This window comes from Picosynechococcus sp. PCC 7117 (genome assembly GCF_001693275.1).
Lineage (GTDB): Bacteria > Cyanobacteriota > Cyanobacteriia > Cyanobacteriales > MRBY01 > MRBY01.
Window position 1 is genome coordinate 2,971,997 of record NZ_CP016477.1, and the last position, 25,255, is coordinate 2,997,251.

The 25,255-nt window shown below is 50.2% G+C and carries 15 protein-coding genes, 2 tRNA genes, 2 rRNA genes and 1 pseudogene; 7 read left to right on the forward strand and 13 right to left on the reverse strand.

What is annotated here, in order from left to right:
- Positions 1 to 64 precede the first annotated feature (64 nt).
- The 5 genes from AWQ22_RS14205 to AWQ22_RS14225 form a co-directional block, all read right to left on the reverse strand.
- Positions 65 to 2,876 (reverse strand): 23S ribosomal RNA (locus AWQ22_RS14205).
- A gap of 207 nt (positions 2,877 to 3,083) precedes the next feature.
- A tRNA-Ala gene (locus AWQ22_RS14210) sits at positions 3,084 to 3,159 on the reverse strand.
- Between the two features lie 39 nt (positions 3,160 to 3,198).
- Positions 3,199 to 3,272 (reverse strand) — tRNA-Ile (locus AWQ22_RS14215).
- 121 nt (positions 3,273 to 3,393) lie between these two features.
- Positions 3,394 to 4,882, reverse strand: a 16S ribosomal RNA gene (locus AWQ22_RS14220).
- Together the 16S and 23S rRNA genes with 2 tRNA genes alongside form the textbook arrangement of a ribosomal RNA operon.
- Positions 4,883 to 5,291: 409 nt before the next feature.
- Positions 5,292 to 7,043 (reverse strand): ABC transporter ATP-binding protein, encoded by a 1,752-nt coding sequence (locus tag AWQ22_RS14225; protein WP_065711525.1) that lies wholly within the window; start codon positions 7,041 to 7,043, stop codon positions 5,292 to 5,294.
- Positions 7,044 to 7,334: 291 nt separating this feature from the next.
- On the opposite strand from AWQ22_RS14225, the gene AWQ22_RS14230 reads away from it, so the two are divergent.
- A complete protein-coding gene (locus AWQ22_RS14230) occupies positions 7,335 to 8,474 on the forward strand; it encodes an anhydro-N-acetylmuramic acid kinase (protein WP_065711741.1) in 1,140 nt (379 codons plus the stop codon).
- Here the strand turns inward: AWQ22_RS14230 and AWQ22_RS14235 are convergent.
- Complete coding sequence (locus AWQ22_RS14235) at positions 8,468 to 9,385, reverse strand: histone deacetylase (RefSeq protein ID WP_065711526.1); 918 nt, start codon at positions 9,383 to 9,385, stop codon at positions 8,468 to 8,470. The two genes, AWQ22_RS14230 and AWQ22_RS14235, sit on opposite strands and share 7 nt — an antisense overlap.
- A 40-nt stretch (positions 9,386 to 9,425) precedes the next feature.
- Between AWQ22_RS14235 and AWQ22_RS14240 the strand changes: the two genes are divergently transcribed.
- A complete protein-coding gene (locus AWQ22_RS14240; RefSeq protein ID WP_065711527.1) occupies positions 9,426 to 9,770 on the forward strand; it encodes a hypothetical protein in 345 nt (114 codons plus the stop codon).
- A gap of 120 nt (positions 9,771 to 9,890) precedes the next feature.
- On the opposite strand, the gene ftsY is transcribed toward AWQ22_RS14240, so the two are convergent.
- Positions 9,891 to 11,510: a signal recognition particle-docking protein FtsY gene (gene ftsY, locus AWQ22_RS14245; protein ID WP_198166503.1), complete on the reverse strand. Its 1,620-nt coding sequence runs from the start codon at positions 11,508 to 11,510 to the stop codon at positions 9,891 to 9,893.
- A gap of 179 nt (positions 11,511 to 11,689) precedes the next feature.
- Here ftsY and AWQ22_RS14250 point away from each other — a divergent pair, with 179 nt between their 5' ends.
- Entirely contained in the window at positions 11,690 to 12,472 is a 783-nt protein-coding gene (locus tag AWQ22_RS14250; protein ID WP_065711743.1) for a photosystem II S4 domain protein, read from the forward strand.
- On the opposite strand, the gene AWQ22_RS14255 is transcribed toward AWQ22_RS14250, so the two are convergent.
- The 3 genes from AWQ22_RS14255 to AWQ22_RS14265 form a co-directional block, all read right to left on the reverse strand.
- On the reverse strand, positions 12,469 to 13,902 hold the full coding sequence (locus AWQ22_RS14255) for an FAD-binding domain-containing protein (protein WP_065711528.1): 1,434 nt from the start codon (positions 13,900 to 13,902) through the stop codon (positions 12,469 to 12,471). The two genes, AWQ22_RS14250 and AWQ22_RS14255, sit on opposite strands and share 4 nt — an antisense overlap.
- Positions 13,903 to 14,015: 113 nt before the next feature.
- Complete coding sequence (gene ilvB, locus AWQ22_RS14260; RefSeq protein WP_065711529.1) at positions 14,016 to 15,791, reverse strand: biosynthetic-type acetolactate synthase large subunit; 1,776 nt, start codon at positions 15,789 to 15,791, stop codon at positions 14,016 to 14,018.
- A 477-nt stretch (positions 15,792 to 16,268) separates the two neighbouring features.
- Positions 16,269 to 18,365, reverse strand: a complete 2,097-nt coding sequence (locus AWQ22_RS14265) for a hypothetical protein (RefSeq protein ID WP_065711530.1) — start codon at positions 18,363 to 18,365, stop codon at positions 16,269 to 16,271.
- Positions 18,366 to 18,657: 292 nt separating this feature from the next.
- Between AWQ22_RS14265 and AWQ22_RS14270 the strand changes: the two are divergent.
- Positions 18,658 to 19,945: pseudogene (locus AWQ22_RS14270) on the forward strand (proton extrusion protein PcxA).
- Positions 19,946 to 20,067: 122 nt separating this feature from the next.
- Here the strand turns inward: AWQ22_RS14270 and AWQ22_RS14275 are convergent.
- Together AWQ22_RS14275 and AWQ22_RS14280 are read right to left on the reverse strand one after the other, a co-directional pair.
- Positions 20,068 to 20,703: a type IV pilin-like G/H family protein gene (locus AWQ22_RS14275; RefSeq protein ID WP_065711531.1), complete on the reverse strand. Its 636-nt coding sequence runs from the start codon at positions 20,701 to 20,703 to the stop codon at positions 20,068 to 20,070.
- A 188-nt stretch (positions 20,704 to 20,891) separates the two neighbouring features.
- Positions 20,892 to 21,473, reverse strand: coding sequence for a type IV pilin-like G/H family protein (locus tag AWQ22_RS14280; protein WP_084449051.1), 582 nt, complete (start codon positions 21,471 to 21,473; stop codon positions 20,892 to 20,894).
- A 349-nt stretch (positions 21,474 to 21,822) separates the two neighbouring features.
- On the opposite strand from AWQ22_RS14280, the gene AWQ22_RS14285 reads away from it, so the two are divergent.
- From AWQ22_RS14285 to AWQ22_RS14295, 3 genes are all read left to right on the forward strand, one after another.
- Positions 21,823 to 22,224, forward strand: coding sequence for an endonuclease domain-containing protein (locus AWQ22_RS14285; RefSeq protein WP_065711533.1), 402 nt, complete (start codon positions 21,823 to 21,825; stop codon positions 22,222 to 22,224).
- A 181-nt stretch (positions 22,225 to 22,405) separates the two neighbouring features.
- Positions 22,406 to 23,605 (forward strand): argininosuccinate synthase, encoded by a 1,200-nt coding sequence (locus tag AWQ22_RS14290; RefSeq protein WP_065711534.1) that lies wholly within the window; start codon positions 22,406 to 22,408, stop codon positions 23,603 to 23,605.
- A 342-nt stretch (positions 23,606 to 23,947) separates the two neighbouring features.
- Positions 23,948 to 24,901, forward strand: coding sequence for a ribonuclease Z (locus tag AWQ22_RS14295; protein WP_030007672.1), 954 nt, complete (start codon positions 23,948 to 23,950; stop codon positions 24,899 to 24,901).
- Here the strand turns inward: AWQ22_RS14295 and AWQ22_RS14300 are convergent.
- A complete protein-coding gene (locus tag AWQ22_RS14300; protein ID WP_083993550.1) occupies positions 24,893 to 25,228 on the reverse strand; it encodes a hypothetical protein in 336 nt (111 codons plus the stop codon). The two genes, AWQ22_RS14295 and AWQ22_RS14300, sit on opposite strands and share 9 nt — an antisense overlap.
- Between the last annotated feature and the right edge of the window lie 27 nt (positions 25,229 to 25,255).

Below are 25,255 nucleotides of genomic sequence, written 5' to 3' on the forward strand. Positions count from 1 at the left end.
ACACCCTCAAGACTGCACAAAATACTTATTAGTTCATCGAAATACTTAGTCTAACCATCTGTTTAAGGACAAGCCCTCGGTCTGTTAGGACATCTCGGCTCCATATGTTGCCACACTTCCACCTAATGCCTATTAACGGGTGTTCTTCCCGTGACCTTACTGGATTAACTCCATGAGAGCACTCATCTTGAGGTGGGCTTCCCACTTAGATGCTTTCAGCGGTTATCCGCTCCGCACTTGGCTACCCTGCGTTTACCGTTGGCACGATAACAGGTACACCAGCGGTGCGTCCTTCCCGGTCCTCTCGTACTAAGGAAGACTCCTCTCAATGCTCTTACGCCTGCACCGGATATGGACCGAACTGTCTCACGACGTTCTGAACCCAGCTCACGTACCGCTTTAATGGGCGAACAGCCCAACCCTTGGGACCTACTTCAGCCCCAGGTTGCGATGAGCCGACATCGAGGTGCCAAACCTCCCCGTCGATGTGAACTCTTGGGGGAGATCAGCCTGTTATCCCTAGAGTAACTTTTATCCGTTGAGCGACGGCCCTTCCACGCAGCGCCGTCGGATCACTAAAACCGACTTTCGTCCCTGCTTGACTTGTAGGTCTCGCAGTCAAGCTCCCTTCTGCTTTTGCACTCGATGGCTGATTTCCAACCAGCCTGAGGGAACCTTTGTGCGCCTCCGTTATCATTTAGGAGGCGACCGCCCCAGTCAAACTGCCCACCTGATACTGTCCTTTCACCGGCTTCACGGTTTAAAGTTAGAATTCTAGCCTTGTTAGAGTGGTATCTCACCAGTGACTCCATTACTCCCACAAGAGTAATCTCAACGTCTCCCACCTATCCTGCGCAAACAAAGCCCGAACCCAATACCAAGCTACAGTAAAGCTTCATAGGGTCTTTCTGTCCAGGTGCAGGTAGTCCGTATCTTCACAGACAATCCTATTTCGCCGAGCCTCTCTCCGAGACAGTGCCCAGATCGTTACGCCTTTCGTGCGGGTCGGAACTTACCCGACAAGGAATTTCGCTACCTTAGGACCGTTATAGTTACGGCCGCCGTTCACCGGGGCTTCGGTCGTCAGCTTCGCCTAAGCTAACCAACTTCCTTAACCTTCCGGCACTGGGCAGGCGTCAGCCCCTATACGTCCTCTTACGAGTTTGCAGAGACCTGTGTTTTTGGTAAACAGTCGCCTGGGCCTCTTCACTGCGACCAGCTCTCGCTGGCACTCCTTCTCCCAAAGTTACGGAGCAATTTTGCCGAGTTCCTTAGAGAGAGTTACCTCGCGCCCCTCGGTATACTCTACCACCCTACCTGTGTCGGTTTCGGGTACGGGTCTTATGCTTTCAACACATAACTAGCTTTTCTAGGCACTATCCTTTACTACGCGGAGACCGTAGTCTCCTCCCAATCCATTCAGGGTGTAGCTATCTTTCATGCGTCATAGTTATGCTCCCACATAGGAGTTGAGGAATATTAACCTCATGTCCATCGACTACGCCTTTCGGCCTCGCCTTAGGTCCCGACTAACCCTCCGCGGACGAGCCTTCCGGAGGAACCCTTAGGGTTTCGGGGTATGTGATTCTCACACATATTTTCGCTACTTAAGCCGACATTCTCACTTCTATACAGTCCACATCTGCTCACCGCTAATGCTTCACACCATATAGAACGCTCCCCTACCACTCTTTCGAGTCCGCAGCTTCGGTAACTTGCTTAGCCCCGTTCATTTTCGGCGCAGGAGCGCTTGACCAGTGAGCTATTACGCACTCTTTCAAGGATTGCTGCTTCTAGGCAAACCTCCTGGTTGTCTATGCACTCCCACCTCCTTTATCACTTAGCAAGTATTTTGGGACCTTAGCTGGCGGTCTGGGCTGTTTCCCTCTCGACGATGAAGCTTATCCCCCACCGTCTTACTGGCTGAATTTTACATGGTATTCTTAGTTTGTCTCACTTTGGTACCGCTCTCGCAGCCCGCAGCGAAACAGTGCTTTACCCCCATGCAAGGAAACCAACCGCTGCGCCTAAACACATTTCGGGGAGAACCAGCTAGCTCCGGGTTCGATTGGCATTTCACCCCTAACCACAGCTCATCCGCTCCTTTTTCAACAGAAGTCGGTTCGGACCTCCACTTGGTATTACCCAAGCTTCATCCTGGCCATGGTTAGATCACCCGGGTTCGGGTCTACAAACTGTGACTAACGCCCTTTTCAGACTCGTTTTCACTTTGGCTTCGGCTTTTCACCTTAACCTGCCACAGCCTGTAAGTCGCCGGCTCATTCTTCAACAGGCACACGGTCAGACGTTAAATCGTCCTCCCATTGCTTGTAGGCTAACGGTTTCATGTTCTATTTCACTCCCCTCCCGGGGTTCTTTTCACCTTTCCCTCGCGGTACTTTTACACTATCGGTCACACAGTAGTATTTAGCCTTACGAGGTGGTCCTCGCTGATTCAACCGGAATTTCACGTGCTCCGGCCTACTCGGGATACAGTTAGGCTACTTTGATTTTTGACTACAGGACTTTCACCTTCTTTGGTGTAGCTTTCAACTACTTCGTCTAACCTCTATAGTCCACATCACTGTCCCACAACCCCAACCGCCTAAGCAGTTGGTTTAGGCTCTTCCCGCTTCGCTCGCCGCTACTAAGGGAATCGATTTTTCTTTCTCTTCCTTCAGCTACTAAGATGTTTCAATTCGCTGAGTTGGCTCATACCATCCTATATATTCAGATGGCTGTATTTAGGGTTGCCCCATTCGGAAACCTCCGGCTCAATGCTTGCTTCCAGCTCCCCGGAGTATATCGTCGGTAACCACGTCCTTCATCGCCTCTGTGTGCCTAGGTATCCACCGTTAGCCCTTTGTAGCTTGACCTTTTTTTCGAGGTCAGACTCTTGGCTATTTTTGGATTGTTTGTACTTTCGTACTTTCCTACCTAGCTATTATTTCGACTATCTAATATTTTTTTGTGCAGTTTTCAAGGTGCTTTGCTGAAATCTCTTTCAGCATTCAACAACATCTTTCGTCTTTTTTCTTAGACTGTGGTGTTGATGCTGAGATTGTTTCATTATTTCGTGGTTTTGGTGGAGGTAAGCGGACTCGAACCGCTGACATCCTGCTTGCAAAGCAGGCGCTCTACCAACTGAGCTATACCCCCATTGGTATCAACAATTGATGATTATCAACGGTTGATAAGTGGGCCATCCTGGACTTGAACCAGGGACCTCACCCTTATCAGGGGTGCGCTCTAACCACCTGAGCTAATAGCCCATGTCCACGAACCTAAATTTGAAAGTGACTCCCGTTCCTCCCCCTCGCACGACCTTCGAGATGACCTTACTGCGTTCTATTTGCTGATTGCTTTCAAACTTCAGTAGGTTAGGTCTCCCTAAAAGGAGGTGATCCAGCCACACCTTCCGGTACGGCTACCTTGTTACGACTTCACCCCAGTCACTAGCACTGCCTTCGGCGCCCTCCTCCGCGAACGGTTAGAGTAACGACTTCGGGCGTTGCCAGCTTCCATGGTGTGACGGGCGGTGTGTACAAGGCCCGGGAACGGATTCACCGCAGTATGCTGACCTGCGATTACTAGCGATTCCTCCTTCATGCAGGCGAGTTGCAGCCTGCAATCTGAACTGAGGCCGGGTTTGATGAGATTCGCTTGCCCTCGCGGGGTTGCTGCCCTTTGTCCCGACCATTGTAGTACGTGTGTAGCCCAAAATGTAAGGGGCATGATGACTTGACGTCATCCCCACCTTCCTCCGAGTTGTCCCCGGCAGTCTCCCTAGAGTGCCCAACTTAATGCTGGCAACTAAGGACGAGGGTTGCGCTCGTTGCGGGACTTAACCCAACATCTCACGACACGAGCTGACGACAGCCATGCACCACCTGTCTCCGTGCTCCCGAAGGCACTCTCGCATCTCTGCAAGATTCACGGGATGTCAAATCTTGGTAAGGTTCTTCGCGTTGCATCGAATTAAACCACATACTCCACCGCTTGTGCGGGCCCCCGTCAATTCCTTTGAGTTTCACACTTGCGTGCGTACTCCCCAGGCGGGATACTTAACGCGTTAGCTTCGGCACTGTCCGGGTCGATACAGACAACGCCTAGTATCCATCGTTTACGGCTAAGACTACAGGGGTATCTAATCCCTTTCGCTACCTTAGCTTTCGTCCCTCAGTGTCAGTTACGGTCCAGTAGAGCGCTTTCGCCACCGGTGTTCTTCCCAATATCTACGCATTTCACCGCTACACTGGGAATTCCCTCTACCCCTACCGTACTCAAGTCACACAGTTTCCACCGCCGATCCACAGTTAAGCTGTGGGCTTTGACAGCAGACTTGCATGACCACCTACGGACTCTTTACGCCCAATAATTCCGGATAACGCTTGCACCCTCCGTATTACCGCGGCTGCTGGCACGGAGTTAGCCGGTGCTTATTCCTCAGGTACCGTCAATATTCTTCCCTGAGAAAAGAGGTTTACAATCCAAAGACCTTCCTCCCTCACGCGGTATTGCTCCGTCAGGCTTTCGCCCATTGCGGAAAATTCCCCACTGCTGCCTCCCGTAGGAGTCTGGGCCGTGTCTCAGTCCCAGTGTGGCTGCTCATCCTCTCAGACCAGCTACTGATCGTCGCCTTGGTGGTCCCTTACACCACCAACTAGCTAATCAGACGCGAGCTCATCTTCAGGCCAAAAAAGATTTCACCTCTCGGCATATCGGGTATTAGCAGTCGTTTCCAACTGTTGTCCCCGTCCTGAAGGCAGATTCTCACGCGTTACTCACCCGTCCGCCACTAAGCCCGAAGGCTTCGTTCGACTTGCATGTGTTAGGCATACCGCCAGCGTTCATCCTGAGCCAGGATCAAACTCTCCATATTAGATTCCTTACTCATTCGTTAGAATTTTCATTCGTCTTTAGCAAGAGATGTTTTTTAAGGCTCTCTTTATCCTTAACTAAGTTCCTTGGTATCGATTGTTTCAATCTCAACCAGCTCACTTGTTATAATCTTGTTTAAAACAAGGGGGCGGATAGTCACTTTCAAATTCTATTCTTTTGTCTCGGTTCGGGGCGGCGGTCCAGTGCGTCTCTCTCAACCGCGCTTAACTATATTAACCACACAACCCGGAGATGTCAACACCTTTTTCTAATCTTTTTTCGGTATTTGGATGAAAAATCCCTGGAATGCCCTCAGAGCAAGAGGTTTGGTGGCTGGAAAAATTTGGAACTTTAAGTCCTTAAGCCCATCAATCTGGATTTGACAACCACCTCCCTACGTTTGCTCTCGATTAGGTGAGGATTTCAGCGAGTTGGTTTTGCTCCCAGAGTTGTTTGTATAGTCCGTCTTGGTTAATTAGCTCTTCGTGAATGCCTGTTTGGACGATTTTGCCGTGATCCATGACGAAAATGCGATCGCCTTTGGCGGCGGCGGAAAGTTGGTGAGTAATGAAGATGACGGTTTTATTTTGGGGAGAGCGGGAGAGGTAGTCGAGAATTTCCGTGGCGGTTTTGTTGTCCACACTAGAGAGGGCATCGTCGAGGATGAGGACAGGGGCATCGATCATAAAGGCGCGAGCCAGGGAGCTACGCTGGCGTTGTCCACCGGAAAGGGTGATGCCGCGTTCGCCGACCAGGGTGTTGTATTGCCTTGGAAAGTTCAGAATTTCGTGGTGGATTTGGGCCTGTTGGGCTGAGGATTCAATTTCGGGTTGGTCGCTACCGGGTAAACCGTAGGCGATGTTGTCACGGATTTGGCTACTAAATAGAAAACTTTCTTGGGGTACATAGGCGATCGCCTGGCGTAGATCTTGAAGGCGAATATCAGTGAGATCTTGCCCATCGAGGAACAGTTGACCGGGTTCAATATCAATCAGCCGCGGCAGGGCATTAGCAAGGGTCGATTTCCCTGCCCCAATAGACCCCACAATGGCAATGATTTCACCGGGGTTAATGGTGAAATTGAGATCATCTAGGGCCGGACGATTGTCACCGGGGTAAGTAAAAGAAAGATGCTTGGCAATAATTTGGCCTTCGACCTGGTGACGATCCAAGGGATGGGCAGTGGTGCGGTCTTGGATGAGGGGTTGATTGTCGAGGATGGCTTCAATGCGATCAATACTCACCTCACCCCGTTGATAGGACGTAATCGTAAAGCCCAGTAGAGCCGTTGGTACGACCAATCGCTCTACCAATAGGATGAGGGCGATAAAGTTCCCCACCGTCAGTTCATCAGCGGTAATGGCCCTCGTCCCAAAGATCAGCAGGATCAATAGGCTGATATAGGAAATTCCTTCAATAATTGGAAAGAGGAGATTCCGAATCCGGGCGAGGCCAAGATTGGCTTGTAATAACTTTTGATTTTGCTTGTCAAAGGCTTGGCGTTCGTTGGCTTCCTGGGCATAGATTTTGATCAAAGAAATGCCACTCATGTCTTCTTGGATCAGTTGACTGAGCTCTGAAAGTTCCTCTTGGACTTCTTTTTGTTCGTCCCGCAAGCGACCACTAAACAGTTGTACCGTGAGTAACATGGCTGGATAAACGGCGATCGCCATCACGCTAAGCTTGCCATGGAGCGACAACATCACTGGTAAGGTCATCGCGTAGGCAAACACCGTATTGGCTAGACTAAGCACGGAAAAACCCAGGAGACGACGCACATTATCCACATCACTGGTGGCCCGGTTGATTAAATCTCCGGAGGATTGACTGGCAAAATATGCGGGCTCTAGGGTGAGGAGATGTTGGAAAATTTTTTGCTTTAGATCAAATTCCACTTGCCGACCCACACCAAAAATCGCCACGCGGGAGAGCATCCGGATGCCCCACATGACTGAGGCGAGGAGCAACATTAACAAAACAGCACGGGTTAAATTGCCTAGACCGATATCTGTTTGGAGCGAATCTACTGTGTTACTGAGGATAATCGGCAGATAAACGCCCAGGCCATTGACAAGAATGAGGGCGCCAATCCCTAGCCAAATGTCCCGTTGATAGGGTTTGAGGTAGGCCAGAAGTCGGCGCAAGCGAGAGGGAGCAGCCATAGCAGGTGTGTGATTCTAAAACATGGACAATTCTTCTATTGTGACGGATCGGCTCCAACGCTTCATCGAAATAGAGAATTTCTGCATCTTAGAGCCTGTTTATAAAGAAAAAATTAAATCAAGACTGGATAAGGGATTTGGCTTCATTCGTCGCCATGTAGATCAAGCGTCCTACATCGCTTAAGACCATTACTTCGCGGTAGATATAACCGCTTAAGATTTACTTTATAAATCCCCTCTTAAAGGTTGGGTGATAATAAAGTGGCGATCGCCTTTTGGGGAAAAGAATCTATGCGGGTAATTGGTTTAATGAGCGGCACTTCGGTAGATGGCATTGATGCGGCTCTGGTGGAGATTCAGGGGGAAGCTGACGCCATCGAGATTGAATTACTCGGCTTTACGACCTATTCCTACGCGCCCCCACTCCGGGAAAAAATCCTCGCGGTTTGTGCCGGAGAAAAATTCAGTGCCTTTGAATTCGCCGCCCTCGATGACGAAATTGCCCACAGTTTTGCCACTGCGGCGAGGCAACTCCAGGAACGCTACGGCAAAGCAGAGTTAATTGGCTCCCACGGACAAACTATTTTCCATCGTCCCCCCAACGGCAACTTGGGTTTGAGTTGGCAACTGGGGCGTGGTGAGGCGATCGCCCAACAAACTAAAATTAAAACAGTCAGTAATTTTCGTCGGGCCGATCTTGCCGCCGGAGGACAGGGCGCACCGCTTGTGCCGAAGGTTGATGCTTACCTTCTAGCTGACTCAACAAAACACCGCTGTATTCAAAACCTAGGGGGCATTGGCAATGTCACCTATTTACCGCCAAAAAATCAGGCCGATTGGGAAAATTACGTGATCGGTTGGGATACTGGCCCCGGTAACGTGCTATTAGATTTAGCGATTCAAAAGTTAACCAACGGTGCCCAAGCCTACGATCAAGATGGCATTTGGGCATCCCAGGGGACCCCCCATTTAGGTTTGGTAGAGCGCTGGCTAGCCGATCCTTTCATTGAACAACTACCGCCTAAGTCTACGGGTCGGGAATATTTTGGTGTCGATTTCCTCGAACAATGCTGGCGTGACGCCCAGGATTTCCAGCTTACAGAGGCGGATTGGTTGGCGAGTTTGACAGAATTTACAGCCTTAACGGTGCAGCAAAACTACGAACTCTTTTTACCGCAACTGCCCGATGAAATTTTTCTCTGTGGGGGTGGATGTCGAAATAGTTATCTCAGAGAACGCTTACAGGCCGCCTTCGGAAATCAGATTCCCGTCAGAAGCACCGACAACCTAGGCTTAAACCATGATGCAAAAGAGGCGATCGCCTTTGCGGTATTAGCCTACTGGCGCGTTCAGGAATTTCCGGGAAATCTGCCGAAGGTGACGGGGGCGCAATGTCCGGCTCTGCTGGGAGAAATTCATTGTCCTTACTGAACAAAGGGTTCGAGGGTGGCCACCACCGATTCTGCCAAGGTTTGGAGATGATAGCCCCCTTCCAGGGCAAACATCATTGGACAAGGTAACTGCTGGCAAAATTCGCTAAAAGTTTTGTAATCCTGGGGTTGGAGATTCATTCCTGCTAAGGGATCTTTCGCGGTGGCATCGTAGCCCGCACTGACAATTAATAGATCCGGCTGAAACTTTTGCAAGTAAGGTAAAACCACGTCCTGGAACTTTTGGGTATAGATCCTTCGATCTGCACCTGGTTTGAGGGGAATATTTAAAATATTTTGGTGGCGACCGTGATGGTGAGCCTGGCCAGTGCCCGGATAAGCCGGATCCTGATGGAGAGAACAATAGACAATCTGGGGATTTTCCTCGACTAAATATTCTGTGCCGTTGCCATGGTGGACATCCCAATCGAGGATCGCCACTTTTTGAACCCCCGCTAAACCCAGGGCATAGTGGGCGGCGATCGCCACATTTCCCAGCAGACAAAATCCCATCCCAGTGCTGCGGGTGGCGTGATGGCCAGGGGGCCGCACCAAGGCAAAGACAGGCTCCTTCGTTGTAAACGCTAAATCGACCCCATCCAAACAGACATTCACCGCCAAAAGCGCCACATTAAAACTTTGGGGTGAAACAGGAGTATCCGGATCCCAATAGCCACCGCCAGACTCTGCCAATTTTTGCAGTTCTTTCAAATAGTAGTCGTCATGCAATTGGCGCACCCAGGGCAAAGGATCTCGAAAGGTGATCGCCGTTGGTTCGTGCCACTGAATTTGGTTCGCCCAGGAGACTGTTCTCAGGGCTTGGGCGATCGCCGTTAACCGTCGCGGACTTTCTGGGTGGGAGCGCCCCGTGTCATGGTCAAGAAATTGATCAGAATAAATCAGATGAATCATGGTATTCGCTACACTAAAGCATTGCTAGGAACAAAAAACAATGAAATTTCTCGGTAAATTGATCGGCCTTGGCTTGATTCTTTTGGGCATTTATTTTCTGGGTAAAAATATCTTTTTCACAACCGGCGGCTATCGCTATTCTTTTTGGCGTGGTATTTCTGCCGATCTTGCCGTCATGACCCTGGCTGGTGGTGTCGTTTCCCTCTTCACCCTCCCAGAAAACAACCGTACATTGGGTTGGATTTTAATTGGGGCCTCAATTCTTTTGATTTTTGCAGGGGGACGCGCGGTTCTCACCCCTGTCAGTCTCTGGCAACTCTTTATTTCCCTTGCCTCCATGACCTCCGGTTACCAACTGCTGCGCACTGGCCGAATTAACCTTTAGCATACTGGGATTTTTCATCTGCCTAAATCCTTTGTGACAAAAGCTATTCTACAAGCCACAAAAAAAGGCAGTTGCTTAATGCAAATAGCCGCCTCTCAAGATTTTTGACTTTACTGGAGTCTAGCCATCCAGCAGCGCTTCAACAAATTCATAACTAGAGAAGGGCCGGAGATCTTCAATCCCTTCCCCAGCGCCGATAAAGCGAATTGGTAAACCGAGTTGTTGGCTCACCGCCAGAGCAACACCGCCCCGGGCCGTGCCATCTAATTTTGTCAGGACAACGCCACTGAGTTTTGCCGCTTCCGAGAAAACTTGGGCTTGCCGTAGACCATTTTGGCCGAGGGTTGCATCTAGGACTAAGAGGGATTCCACCTGGGCATCGGGAGCTTTTTTATCGACAATCCGCCGGATTTTCGCCAGTTCATCCATCAAGTTTTTCTTATTTTGTAAGCGGCCAGCCGTATCCACGAGCAAAATTTGTGCCTGCCGTGCTTGGGCGGCGGTAATACCATCAAAAACCACCGCTGCGGGATCAGTATTTTTACCGGGGTTGGCGATTACAGGAGTGTCAGTTCTTTCGCCCCAGACTTTTACCTGTTCGACGGCAGCGGCCCGGAAGGTATCAGCAGCAGCAATGACGCAGCGATAACCCGATTGGTTGGCAAGGTGGGCCAGTTTACCGATGGTGGTGGTTTTACCGGCACCGTTGACGCCAGTGAGCATCCAGACATTGAGCTTGTCGGCTTCGGGAGCAAATTCGGTACTGGGTAATTTCGCCAGGGGTTTGTCGAGGATATCCCGGAGGATTTCTTTGAGATAGGTGATCGCCGCTTCGGGAGGCAGTGCTTCCTGGCGGAGTCGTTCCTGGAGGGTTTCGATAATGTAATCGGTGGCCTCAATGCCCACATCAGCCTGGAGTAGGAGCGATTCAATTTCTAAGACTGCTTCGTCATTGAGCGGCCCTTGACCCACCACAGCCTTGAGTTGATTGACCAAACTACGGCGGGTTTTACCGAGACCATCCCGGAGCTTTTTGAGCCATTCAATTTCTTCGAGGGAAATATCACTGGCATCACGGCCTTGATCAGCAAGCACCTTGGCAGACCAAAGGAAATTTTCGTCAAACTCTAGTCCTTCCGTATCGATCGCCGTTTCTTTGAGCTTTTCGAGGCCGTCGGACTTTTGCATCCAAGCAGGCGTTGCTGGGGTAGTTTCCGGTTCTGGTTCCGCTACTGTCTCGCTATCTGGGGTACTCTCTACTTCGGCAGCAATTACTTCCGGCTCTGGTTCTGGGGCAACGGGCGCGACGGTTGCGGCGGCTTCAACCTCGGTTGGTTCACTGTCTGGTTCTGGGGAAACTGCTTCTGCTGGGGCTTCCGGTTGAGGAGTAATTGCTTCGATTGTTTCTGGAGCCGTTTCTGGAGCTTCTGCCGTTGGTTCGGGGGCTGGTGTTTCTGGTTCAGTTTCAGCAGGCGTTGATTCTAGTTCTGGCTCCTGGGGTTCTGTGGCTTCAGGTTGAGGGGTCTCAGTTGTTTCAATACCCTTTTTTGCTTGGATATTTTTGTAAGCGGATTTCGCCCAGTTTAGGTAGTCAATTTCTGGGGTTGATGGCGTCTCAGGTTCGGGGGCAGCAGCTTCCTCCGTGGGGGATTCTGGCACCTGTTTTTCTGTAACGGTTGGTTCAGAGGTGTCTTGGGATTTGTCAGTTGTCTTGCGCCGGAACCAATCAAAAATAGCCACAGAAATTCCTAGGAGAGTAAATGAACTGTTTTCATTATTATGGCTTGATTGGGGTTTGTAAACGGAGGGTTTCCCGACCGTTTAGGCATTGGCGACGGGGTGGTTTGGTATGATCGAGCGATGGTGTTTTTCCACTAGAAATTCTATTTTGTTATTTGGCGATCGCCTTTTCCCAGCCTATGAATTTACCGAAGGATGATTTGCTCAAGGGCGTTGAAAACCGTGCAGAACTCAGTCGGCTGCTCGACCAAGCGGATCAGGCGATTCGCACTTGGGAAATTGTCCAGACGGATTTTCTCTCGCCGCCGGTGCTCTACGAAGCCTTAGAAATTTTTGGCAAGCTCACGGAAGTCCAGGTTATCCATGGGGGCGGCTACCCCCAAGCAGAACGGCAACGGTTGGCGATCGCCCGCGAAGAAATTCCCCTCGATGCCAGCCATGTAGAAATTGCCGCCTTGGACATTGCCGGTAATTTTTTGTTTGATACGGCGACCCACCGAGATTTCCTGGGTTCGCTCCTCGGTACCGGGCTCGTGCGGGACAAAGTCGGTGACATTCTCGTCTTAGGCGATCGCGGTGCCCAGGCTTTGGTCATTCCGGAACTCGTGCCCTTTTTAGAAACATCCCTAGTGCAGGTGCGCTCCGTACCAGTGAAAACGCGGCCGATTCCCCTCGAAGAATTAAAAGTACGCCCCCCGAAAAAGAAAGAACTCACTACCGTCGAAGCGTCCCTCCGTTTGGATGCCATTGGTTCGGCTGGGTTGGGGATGTCCCGGGCAAAAATGGCCGAGGCGATCGCCAGCGGGAATGTGCGGGTTAACTGGAAAACCATTACCCAAAGCAGCTACAACGTCAAAGCGGGCGATCTGATTTCCCTCAGGGGCAAAGGCCGCGTCGAAGTTGGCGAGATCAACATGACCAAAAAAGAACGTTATCGCGTTAATCTCACCCGTTTTGTTTAGGCTTTGTCTTTGACTAATTTGTAGAGCCGCTTAAATTCCCGCTGGCGTACCCGGTGTTCCACAATCGGCTCTGGGTAATCATGCTGCTGACAGAGTAAACGGGGAATTTGGCCCGTGAGTAAAACCTGGGTATCCAAACCGCTGAGCTCTGGCAACCAGTGGCGAATGTAGTCTGCTTCGGGGTCAAATTTTTGAGCTTGGGTGTAGGGGTTAAAAATTCGCAGGGGTTTAGGATCCATGCCGCTGGAAGCACTCCACTGCCAACCGCCATTATTCGCCGAGAGATCACCATCAACGAGGGTTTGCATAAAATATTTCTCGCCCCAACGCCAATCGATAATCAAATCCTTGGTGAGAAAACTAGCAACAATCATCCGACAGCGGTTGTGCATCCAGCCCGTTTCATTGAGTTGGCGCATCGCTGCATCAATAATCGGATAGCCCGTTTGACCAGTGCACCAAGCTTGAAATTTCTGCTCGTCATTTTCCCAGGGAAAGTCTTTAAACTCTTCCCGGTATGGCCCCTGGGCAAGTTCCGGAAAGAAAAAGAGACAGTGTTGATAAAATTCTCGCCAGGCTAATTCCTGCTGCCAGGTGGTGACGCCAGCTTCTGCTTCTTTACTGCGGCAATGTTTTAGGGCCGTTTCTGTGGCTTGCCAAACCGTCCGAATACCGATCGCCCCAAATTTCAACGCGGCACTAAGGCGAGAGGTGCCATCGATCGCCGGAAAGTTGCGATCGCCATCGTATTTTTCAATCAAATTCTCGGTAAATCTATCTAATTGCTCCAGGCTGGCCGCTTCCCCCACGGGTACAGTAAATGGTTTATCCCAACTGAAGCCCAGATCAGCCAAACTCGGTAAGGCGATCGCCCCTAGGTCTTTCGCTAATTTCTGTTCTGCATCACTCAGCCCTTGGCAATCTTTGAGGGCCTTAACGGGGACGGCTTTGGGCTTTTGTGACCAGTTTTTCCAGAACGGCGAATACACGCTGTAGGGCTTTTTCGACTGGGTGAAGACTTTCCCTGGGGCATGGAGGAGCTGATCCCAAAAGGTTTCTACCTTGGCTCCCACCTCACGCAAGGCGATCGCCATCTGGTGATCTCGCTGTTGGGCATAGGGTTCCACGTCTAGATTCCAGTAGACCGTATGGACTTTGAGAGATTCTGCAACTTTGGGCAAGACTTCTAGGGGATTCCCCTGGAAAATCAGCAGTTGACTGCCCGCTTTTTGGTAATTTTCTGCCAATTCTGTTAGGCACGCTAACAGATATTTCACCCGCGCCGGAGCCACATCTTCTTTTTCTAAAATGGCCGGATCGAGGCAGAAAATGCCGACCACCTTGGCCGACTGTTGCCGTGCTTCTGCCAAGGCGACATTATCCTGTAGCCGCAAATCTCGCCGATGCCAATGTAAAACCAGTTCAGCCATCCTTAAAAATTGCCCTATTCGCTGCGGCTTATATCCTAATCGAGCCACAAAAAAGGAGCAAGGCAAAGCCCGACTCCTGGCATTTATCTCTTTATTATTTCACTGGGAAAAAATTATTCAGCCTTTCCAGAGGACTCTTGTAAACCCATCATGTGGGCATTGCTCTTGCCGGGGATGACCATCGGATAACAGTTTTCGTCCTTTTTCACCCGCACATCCAACAACACTGGGCCATCGTGGGCCAACATTTCGGCGATCGCCCCTGACAGATCATCCGGATGATCCACCACCATCCCCTTCACCCCAAAGGCTTGGGCGAGCAGTTCAAAGTTCGGCATCCCCGCTTCCATATTGGAGGAAGAATAGCGCTGACCATAGAAGTTTTGCTGCCACTGGCGCACCATCCCCTGCCAGCCGTTGTTGAGGATCACCGTCTTTACTTTAATTTGATATTGGGCCAGGGTTGCCAGCTCCTGTAAACACATCTGGAAGCTCGCATCGCCACTGATACAAATCACCTCTTCGTCGGCGATCGCCACCTTTGCCCCTAGGGCCGCCGGAAGGCCAAAGCCCATGGTGCCCAAGCCCGCACTAGAAATCCAGCGGCGGGGGCCATTTTTCAGGAACTGAGCCGCCCACATCTGGTGCTGACCCACATCCGTCGTGTAGTAGGCATGGGGAGCCTGGCGGTCTAACTCCACGATCACCGACTGGGGCGAGATCGAATCCGCAAAGCGAGGCGCGACCAAAGGATGTTTTTCTTTCCAGCCTTGAATTTTATCCAGCCATTCTTCCGTGGGCTTATTACCGAGGGGTAAACCCTTGCCGCCTAGCTGTTGCAACATTTCAATCAACACATGGCGCACATCACCAACAATGGCGACTTCCGGTAAACGATTTTTACCCACCTCAGCGGGGTCAATATCAATGTGAATCACCTTCGCTTCCGAGGCAAACTCATCTAATTTCCCCGTCACCCGGTCATCGAAACGGGCACCCACCGCAATCAAAAGATCACATTCACTCACGGCGAAGTTGGCATAGGCCGAACCATGCATACCGAGCATCCCCACGGAAAGGGGATTATGCTCATCAAAAGCGCCCAAGCCCATTAGGGTTGTGGTCACCGGAATTTGGAACTGTTCAGCTAATTCTTTAATTTCTGCGTGGGCACCAGAGGTAATGGCACCGCCCCCGACGTAAAGCAATGGCTTGCGGGATTCAGAAATTAGACGTACCGCTTCCCCAATTTTGGAGGTATCTCCTTCGGTGCGGGGTTTGTAACCAGGGATATCCACATCACCGGGTTCAACGGGAATATATTCACACAATTCCAGGCCGACATCCTTGGGGACATCCACTAATACAGGGCCAGGCCGACCTGTGCTTGCAATGTAAAAGGCTTCGGCAACGATCCGAGCCATATCCTTCGGATCCCGCACTACGTAGGAATGTTTCACTACGGGTAGGGTAATGCCAAAAATATCCGTCTCCTGGAAGGCATCTGTACCGATCGCCGCGCGGGTGACTTGGCCTGTAATCACGACCATGGGGATTGAGTCCATATGGGCTGTGGCAATCCCCGTGACGAGGTTTGTCGCCCCAGGGCCAGAGGTACCAAAACAAACCCCCACTTTGCCAGTCGCGCGGGCATAGCCATCGGCGGCATGGGAAGCTCCCTGTTCGTGGCGCACAAGGATGTGCTTAATTTCTCCCCGTTCTTCCACTGGGTGTAGGGCATCGTAGATGGGCAGGATCGCACCACCGGGATAGCCAAAAATGTATTCGACACCATGGCGCTTGAGGCTATCGATCAAAATATATGCACCGGAACGAACCTCTGAACGGACAGCAGTCTCAGTTGCTGCGGGGGAAGTTGTTGAAACCACGGGAGTTACCTAAGGAATAACTTAAAGGACGAAGAATACACCAGAAATAAGATCTCTGCTTCCCTATAATTTTTTCCGATAGGGGGATAGATTATTTTGGCGTTTTGTTGTATTGAAGCCTACATTTTAAAAGAATTCATGCAGACTGTCGAGATACTGTATCATAGGCTGCTTTTAACTTAGATCAGCTTATTTTTGAGAAGCAATCCCCTGTAAAGGGTTTGTTACATGGATGTCAGCGAACAATCATGAATGACACCTCTCTAGCTCCCCTCATAGGGGAGAATGGCACCCTCCGGCCTGGCGGCCACCTCCCTCAAGGGACACCCCTCTAGATCCCCTCATAGGGGAGAAGTTCATAGGACTCGCCAGTATACCCACCAACTGTTCCCCTCTTGAGAGGGGTTAGGGGAGTGTTAGCTCCAGGGGAAAGACACCCCTCTAACTCCCCTCGCAGGGGAGAAGGTACCCTCCGGCCTAGCGGCCACCTCCCTCAAGGGAGGATTGGAAGCATTCTTGGGTGGCTTGGATGAGGGGATAGAGGGGGCCAAGCTGTTCACTGCCATTGGTGCCAAAATCACTGTGGCACAGATAAATTTGGGTATCAGCGCGGGCCAGGAGGTCTTGGATAATATCCTGAAGCCGTTGGCGATCGCCTTGTTGTTCGAGCGCCAGAGACCAAGGCTCCCCTTGCCAATTGCGTTGAAACACACCGTAGCCAAACAAAGTTGCGGCACCGCCTTTTTCCCAGAGACGTGATCCCGCATCCAGCCAAAACTGATAGGGGTGATGGCGACGGGCGGAGCGGTATTGAAAGATGGTGACGAGGGTAATGGAATTGGGGGGTTGGTGGTTAAAGTTGTACTGGGGGCGCGGATTGGCGGTAATGGTTTCTGCTTGGATTAGTTGCAGCAGGTCAGCGAGCTGGGCTGTCGTTGTGTCTTGACTCCCTATGCGATCGCCACATTGCCAAAAGTGCTGGGCGGTCTCGCTGAGTTCCCGCAGGGTTGCCAGTTGGCCATAGCTGGGGGCCAGTTTTTGCAGATAAAAGGTTTGGATTGCCTGGTTTAGGGTCTGCAAAATGCCCTGGGGCGTAATTTGATGGGTTGCTTGGGTTTGCTCGATCCACTGGCGGATGGCTTCGTAGGCTTGGGTGGTTTGATAACCGAGGCGATCGCCCCTGGGCATCGTCGTTGCTGGGAGCAGTTGGGGCCGCTCCGGGTCGGGCTGGAAACAATAATCCACCAACAAACCAGCCCGCACGGGATCGATTAATGGCTTTTCGCTGGCGGTCTGGGATAGCATCATGAGCATTTCCGCCACAGCTTGGCTCTGGATTAGCCGTCCACTACCGGGATAAATTAACGCCAACAAAGTCAGCAGCGATCGCCCCCAGGGAGAACTTGCAATGGGCCGCTGTTCCCGCAGGGGTTCCAGGGGAATTTCGGCAACGGCCAGGCTTTCCATCAAGGTATAACGGGCGACCTCATCTAACCCAGGCGCAATAATCGCAATGTCTGCTGGCGCAATCCCCTGGTCTTTCACTAAAAATTGAATTTGTTCACCAACCCGTGTCAGCAGTTGGGCGCGAGAAATGGTTTGAATGGATTGGATAGTGGCGGGTAGTTGTCCCCCAAACTGGGGTTGGGTCACGGTCTTTTGAATTTGCGCTGTGAGGGTCGCCCCCAGGCCCGCTGGTCGTTCTAGGTGAATCACCTTGCACCGTTGCGCCAATTGGCTCCAATAATCAGGATCACCGCTCAAACCGAGGCGAATTCTCCCAACGGGATTTTCTGTAAAGACTCCGGTGCAACCTTGATTTAATAAAATGTCCGCTAAATCCTTGGCGATCGCCGGATAATCTTGGCCATCATCGGCGAAAATTGCCCCAAACCGTTGCCCTAGGGAAGCTTGATATTGTTCATTTTTGAGTAAATATTGCCCGTAGAGATTGTAAATAATGCCATAGGTGAGAAAACCTCGTCCTAAGCACCAATCCCGCCACTGTTGGATCAGTTTTCCTGCCGTTTCTGTAAATTCTTGGAGGTTTGTCTCTGCACCAATGGCCACCGTGCCTGTCAGTAGGGATAACTGTCCAGCTATCAGCCGCTGGGGAATCTCTTCTAGGGCAATGCCCGCCGCCCCCGCCAGCAGCAAAATATCCAATAGCCGTCGCACCAGACGATTTTGAAACCGCTCATTGGGCAGTAATTCCCAGGTAGCTAGGGTGTCGGCCCACAGTTCCCGCGCTAACTTTTGTTCCATCTCTGGCCGCAACCGCAGGGGAAATGGAGGGGCGATCGCCAACTGTTCACAGATTAATGGGAAAAATAGCTCTACCTCATCGGCCATGAACGCCACTGGGGTTTTACTCACAAAAGGATAGCTGCCGCGAATTTCTTGGTGAATCAAGTCCGCCAGCAGCCGCTGATTTTGATTATTCGCCGCCAAGACCAATAATCCCGGCACCAATACCGCCTGGGGATCCTGCCCTGCCACCCAAGCTTTTAGCCGCGCCACCAATGCCGTCGTTTTCCCAGAGCGCGACTGACCCCGTAACCAAATTGCCCCCATCAGACCCCCGTTTGTGCCTAACAATTCTTTTACAATATTGACCTAACATAAAACACACAAAAAAATCCTCCCTTGAGGGAGGTGGCCATCAGGCCGGAGGGTGTCACTCCCCTAACCCCTCTCAAGAGGGGGACAGTTAGCGGGTATGCTGGCAAGACCGATGAACTTCTCTCCTTAAGGGGAGTTAGAGGAGTGGCCCCTAGAGGAGAGTTAGAGAGGTGGCCCTTATTAGGGAATCCCAAAAAATAGTTTGTGGGTGTCTGCCCAGGCCATACAAGCAAATCTGAACCCAATGAATCTAAGCACTTTCATCAAAAAAGCCCGCCGCTGGTTTTACGACACCCCAGACCGTGCCCTGGAGCAAGCCTACCGTGCCGCCCTCAATATCCAGGCCATTGAACTCGAACACTTTGGTGGCAAACCCGTTTCTGGCCGCAATGCTGACTACAGCGACAGTGTGATCCGCTATTTCCAAGGGGAAGTGCGCAAACAACTCAAAATTATCGAGGTGCGCCTGCGAGAATTTCGCTCCTTTAATACTGTCGTTCCCGTCTCCGAAGAAACAATCCAAAAAAAAAGCGAGCAATATCTACTACCCCGATGCCGCCGACAAGCCGACCCTGATTATCGAGAAACTACGCTTTATTGACGAAATCACCGGACGCTATGGCCGTGGTCTGTCGAAACAATCCGTCGCCCTTGTTCCCCTCAATGACGAGACTGCCCAAACCAATGGCGATCGCCCCGATGACAAACCCAAGATCGAGACGGTGTCGGACAAAACTGGTCTCGTACCCCGCTCCATCATGCGGACATTCTCCCGAATCCAGCGGGAGATCGATCCCAAGTCCAACGAAGCAGAAGCAGAAGTAGTCACAAAATTTCGGCGATCGCGCAACAAAACCGCTGTTTCGATTCGGTTTCTCCTTACCCTCGTGATTGTGCCCTTGTTGGTGCATCAGTTGGCGAAAATTGCGATTACGCCCTTCGTGGAAGAGCATTTTTTCACAGAGGCAAGCCCGGCATTGTTCGTAAATTCCGATCTTGAAAATGAAGCTTTTGAGGAATTAGAGCATTACCGAGCAACTTTAGAAATGCGGCAGTTGGTAGGGTTAGCGCCAGCTCTCACAGAGGCAGAAATCACTGAAAAAATCCAAGAAAAAGCGACGGAAATTGCCCAGGATTATCGCGCCGAAAGTTACAATGCTTACGAAAACATTTTTTCAGATATTTTTAGCTTCTTTGCTTTTGTGGGGATTTTGTTAATCAGTAAGCGCGAAATTGCGATGTTAAAGGGCTTTTTAGATGAGATTGTCTATGGCCTTAGCGACTCAGCAAAGGCATTTCTTATTATTTTGTTTACGGATATTTTTGTGGGCTATCACTCCCCCCATGGCTGGGAAATTATCCTCGAAAATGTGGCAAAACATTTTGGTATTGCGGAGAGCCGAGATTTTAATTTTCTTTTTATTGCAACATTCCCTGTAATTCTGGATACGGTCTTAAAGTATTGGATTTTCCGTTATCTGAATCGTATTTCGCCTTCTGCCGTCGCCACGTACCGCAACATGAACGAGTAAAAAATCCTCCCTTGAGGGAGGTGGTCGAAGACCGGAGTGTGCAATCCTCCCATTAAGGGGAGCTAGAGAAGTGTCTCTATAGGAAAAACAAAAACTTTAAATTTCAACAAAGTAGCAAAAGATTAGCGGTCTGTGAGAACAGTTTTGTAGTGGGTGCCGTCACAGCGGACGGCATCGGCATCGGTAATCGCATCGGGGTTTAGTTGCATACCCCCGGTGCTAAAACTACCAGAACCATCAATCACTTCTAGGGTAATATTAGCAGCAGTACTTTGTTCTTCGCAGACGATAGACTTTAGGGTAACAACACCATTGTTGACATATAAAACAACACCACCAGCATAATTTTTAACTGCTAAAGGATCTTGGGGATTTGCAAATAAATATGTTGCATAGGGAATTGCGGTATTCTCAGTTAATCCTGGTGTTCCGCCAGAGTAGACATTTGTATAGCTGTAATTATCACTGACGACCCTAATCCCAAAAATAAGTTCAGAAATAGAGTCAGCAAAACGACTATTTTCTTGATAAAAACCGAGTTGACTACGATTAACAATACCTAAAACATTTCGTGCTTCTGTTTGTCGTGCCTTGGCTGAAAATCCCAAGTATGCAGGCCAGGCTATTAGTGCCAGAATTGCAACAATTAGTATTGAGATTAATAGTTCAATTAGTGTTAATCCTTGAATATAATTCAAGTTATTTAATTTTTTGTCTTGAGCTTTTTTAGTATGCATATGATTAAATTTATCAACCATATTGTATTTATTTCAAAAAAACTGACTACTTCTAAAAAATAGTTTTAATAACTCGAAATTATCAAACCAAAAAGCCAGCTCTTGTATCTTTTAAAAGCTGGCTTGTCAAAAAATATTTTTCTGACTTGAATATCAGTAATGATCCTGAATTAATCTATGTTATCGGAAATTTAGCAGAGAGTATTCTCTTAGTTACTGTCACCAAGTTCGATACTAGTAGTGCCGTCATTAGGACAAGTGATTGCCCCTTCAGCACTACCAGTAGTAGAAAAGCTAGCTGCAGGAAGACCAGGAACAAGAGTAGGATCGACTTCTTCACAAATAGATGTTGTTGTCGTTGTGTTACCGTTCTCTGTAAACACAGCAGCAGCACCTAAATAGTCTTTAACAGCTTGAGCATCTGCTGCGGTCGCAAACATTGTGGCATTACTATTAGCAGGACTAGAAAAACTACCATTATTTTGTGCAGCAGCATCACCGTAAGAGTAGTTTTCTGTTTCGTTGGCAAGACCTAAACCAAGAGCAGCAATGTTAGTAGCAAATGTTTGATCTTCTAAATAGGCTGCCTGCTGAGCTTTATTCAAAGAAGCAAGAGCTTGTTTCGCTTCGGACTGACGGGCTTTAGCGGCTTGGTTCAAGAATGCGGGCAGGGCGATAGCAGACAGAATACCGATGATGATGATTACAACGAGCAGTTCAATCAGAGTAAAACCTTTGTCAGCTTTCTTCTTGTTGAGTTGTTGCAGAAGCTTAAAAGTGAAATTTTTCATTTGGGGGCATCTCCTTATCCCGGCCTCAACCGGAATCATGTATCCGTTAACCCTAAATTACCCACCCACTTTCTTTTCCTATCACCCCCCAAAAAAATAGATCTCCCCTTCGGGGGGAGATGCCGTCAGGCAGAGGGGGGGTTACCCCAGGGGAGTTAGAGAGGTGTTCTCAATAGGTTACTGCTCAACCCACCCCAACCCCTCCCAGGAGGGGATAATTGGCCGGTGTTCCGGAAAGTTCTAAAAATCCTCTCTTGAGGGAGGTGGTCGAAGACCGGAGGGTGGTATCCCTAGAGGGCTGTCCCAAAAAAAAGTAGAACGTAAGATTACAAGAAAAACCATCCTTCCCATGCGCCGTAAAATTCTGCCCTACAACAAACATCTCGTCGGACGCGCCCGCCAACTCCGCAAAACCATGACCAAAGGCGAAATAATCCTCTGGCAACACCTCCGCAAAAAACAAATCCTCGGTGTCAGCTTTCTGCGCCAACGCCCCATCGACCAATTTATCGTTGACTTTTATTGCAAGGACTGGATGCTCGCCATCGAAATCGACGGCAGTAGCCACGATAGCCTCGCCGCCCAAGAACGAGACGCTTATCGCCAAGCCAAACTCGAAGCTCTAGGCGTTTCTTTCCTCCGTTTCAGCGAATACGATGCCCAAAATCACCCAGAGGCGATCGCCGAAACTATCAAAACCTGGCTCCTCACCCACCCCCAAAAAAAAGTTCTCCCCTCGCAGGGGAGTTAGAGGGGTGTCCCTTGAGGGAGGTGGTCGAAGGCCGGAGGGTGTTCTCTCCAGAAAGAAGACAATCACAACCGAGCGTGTCAGCATTTTGTGATAGCAGCAAAAGTCCGGTTTTTTCAAGCTTTTTCCAGGGCAATGTCAAGCTATAATCTGCCTTGATTCATCTATATACGGTATTTAAACTATGGGTCGCGCAGAAAAAGTTGTCCTCGCCTATTCCGGCGGTGTCGATACATCCGTTTGTATTCCCTATCTCATGCACGAATGGGGCGTCAAGGAAGTAATTACCCTTGCCGCAGATTTAGGACAAGGCGAGGAGCTAGGCCCAATTAAACAAAAAGCCTTAAATTCTGGGGCTGTAGTTTCCCTCGTTGAAGATGGCCGCGAAGAATTTATTACCGATTACGCTTTCCCCGCGATTAAAGCCAATGCCCTCTACGAAAATCGCTATCCCCTCGCCACCGCTTTAGCGCGTCCCCTCATTGCGAAAATGCTCGTCCGGGCCGCCGAAAAATATGGGGCTGATGCCGTTGCCCACGGTTGTACCGCGAAAGGGAATGACCAAGTACGTTTCGACCTGGGGATTTTGGCGCAAAACCCAGAAATCAAAGTGCTCGCACCAGCGCGGGAATGGGGCATGAGCCGGGAAGAAGCGATTACCTATGGTGAACAATATGGGCTGACCTTCCCCGTGAAAAAATCTTCGCCGTTTAGTATTGATAAAAACCTGCTCGGTCGCAGTATTGAGGCTGGCCCCCTCGAAGATCCGATGTGCGAACCCCCCGAAGAGGTTTTTGAAATGGTGAAAGCTATTTCTGACACCCCCGATGAACCAGAATATTTAGAGATTAGCTTTGAAAAAGGCGTCCCAGTGACGGTGAATGGCGAAGCCCTTGGCCCGGTGGCTTTAATTTCTAAGTTGAATGAGATCGTCGGAAACCATGGCATTGGCCGGATTGACATGATCGAAAACCGTGTGGTCGGCATTAAATCCCGCGAAATCTATGAATCTCCGGCGATGTGTGTCCTGGTGGATGCCCACCGCGATTTGGAAAGTTTAACCCTCACCGCCGATGTGACCCAATATAAGCGCGGCATGGAGCAGACTTATTCCGAGTTGATTTATCGGGGTCTGTGGTTCTCGCCCCTGAAGCAAGCCGTAGATGCGTTTATCGAGCAAACTCAGGAACGGGTTACGGGCGTTGTGCGCCTCAAACTTCACAAAGGAACAGCGCGGATCGTCGGTCGTCGTTCTGAGAAATCAATTTACACGCCGGATCTGGCAACCTACGGGGCCGATGACAAGTTTAACCACGAGTCGGCGGAAGGGTTTATTTATATTTGGGGTCTTCCTACTCGCGTTTGGGCTCAGGCCAATAAGTAACGAACACCCATCTAGCTCCCCTCAAGGGGAGTGGCACCCTCCGCCTGCGGCACCTCCCTCAAGGGAGGATTTAGGGGGGAGCTTTTCCGAAACATCAGCCAATTATCCCCTCCTGGGAGGGGCTAGGCTTCGACGTGAGACTTCGGCGTGAGCTCAGTCGAACGCTCAGCCGAACGGGTGGGTTAGCCAGTAGCCTACTGAAATTCCCCTACAGGGATATCACCCTCAGGCCTAGCGGCCACCTCCCTTGAGGGAGGATTTTTTTGGCAACTTTGCTTCTGGGGAAGATTTATGATGGATAGGATGTAGATTATGGCGATCGCCTCAACGGAAATCACCTGAATGGAAATCACATTTTTAGGAACCAGTTCTGGTGTGCCGACCCGGGCACGCAATGTATCAAGTGTGGCGTTGCGATTACCGCAGCGGGCCGAGGCTTGGCTCTTTGACTGTGGCGAAGGAACCCAGCATCAACTTCTCCGTAGTGATCTCCGTTCGTCCCAAATTAGCCGCATTTTTATTACCCATATGCACGGCGATCATATTTTTGGGCTAATGGGTCTGATCGCCAGCATGGGCCTCGCGGGAACGGGACATCCCTTGGAAATCTATGGCCCTCCTGGTTTAGAAGAATATCTGCGGGCCTGTGAAAAGTATTCCTATATGCGCATTGGCGATCGCCTGCGGGTACATTTAGTCAAACCCGGCTTAGTCTTCGAAGATAAAGAATTTCAAGTGACCTGTTTACCGCTCAAACACCGAGTCACAGCCTTTGGGTATCGGGTGACTGAAAAGGATCGTCCCGGCAGATTTAACCTCGCTAAAGCGCAAAAATTGGGGATTCCCCCTGGCCCCATTTATGGCGACCTCAAAAAAGGGAAAGTCGTCACCCTCGATGATGGCCGCAAAATTAACGGCTCAGACCTCTGTGGTCAACCGGAAATTGGCCGAAAAATGGTCTATTGTACCGACACTGTTTTTTGTGAGGCGGCGGTGGAGTTAGCCCAGGATGCGGACGTCTTAATTCACGAGGCAACTTTTGCCCACAAGGATGCAGAGATGGCCTTTGATCGGCTCCATTCCACTTCGACGATGGCCGCCCAGGTTGCCCTTTTGGCCCAGGTGAAGCAACTGATCATGACCCACTTTAGCCCCCGTTATATGCCGGGAAATGAGCTGACGTTAGATGATCTTTTGGCTGAGGCCCGGGCGATTTTTCCCAATACGATCATGGCGAAGGACTTTTTAAACTATGCGATTCCGCGTCGCAAGGCCCTAGCCCAGAGCTTACATTAGGGTGAGGATGCGGATTTTTGAGAGTTTATCGGCTGCTAAACCGTCTAATTCCTGCAGTTCTAACCAACCCTCTTTAATGAGTTGAGCGAAGGTAAAGACGAGGCTTTCAGGGCTGAAATCGTATTTGCCATCTAGATAATGCCGCCGGGCACTCAAAAAATCATTGAGCTGCCAGAGATCAGCGGGGTCTGCGGCGAGGGTTGCCTGGCGTTTTGCTTCGGCCATCACTGCGGCAATTTCTCGGCGGTAGGATAATTCAAACGCTTCTTTGGCGATTGTTTTTTCTTGCAGTGACCATTGAGTATTCGCAGTGGGCATCGTTAGCATGGGTGAGTAAAAAAGTGAATTTTAAAA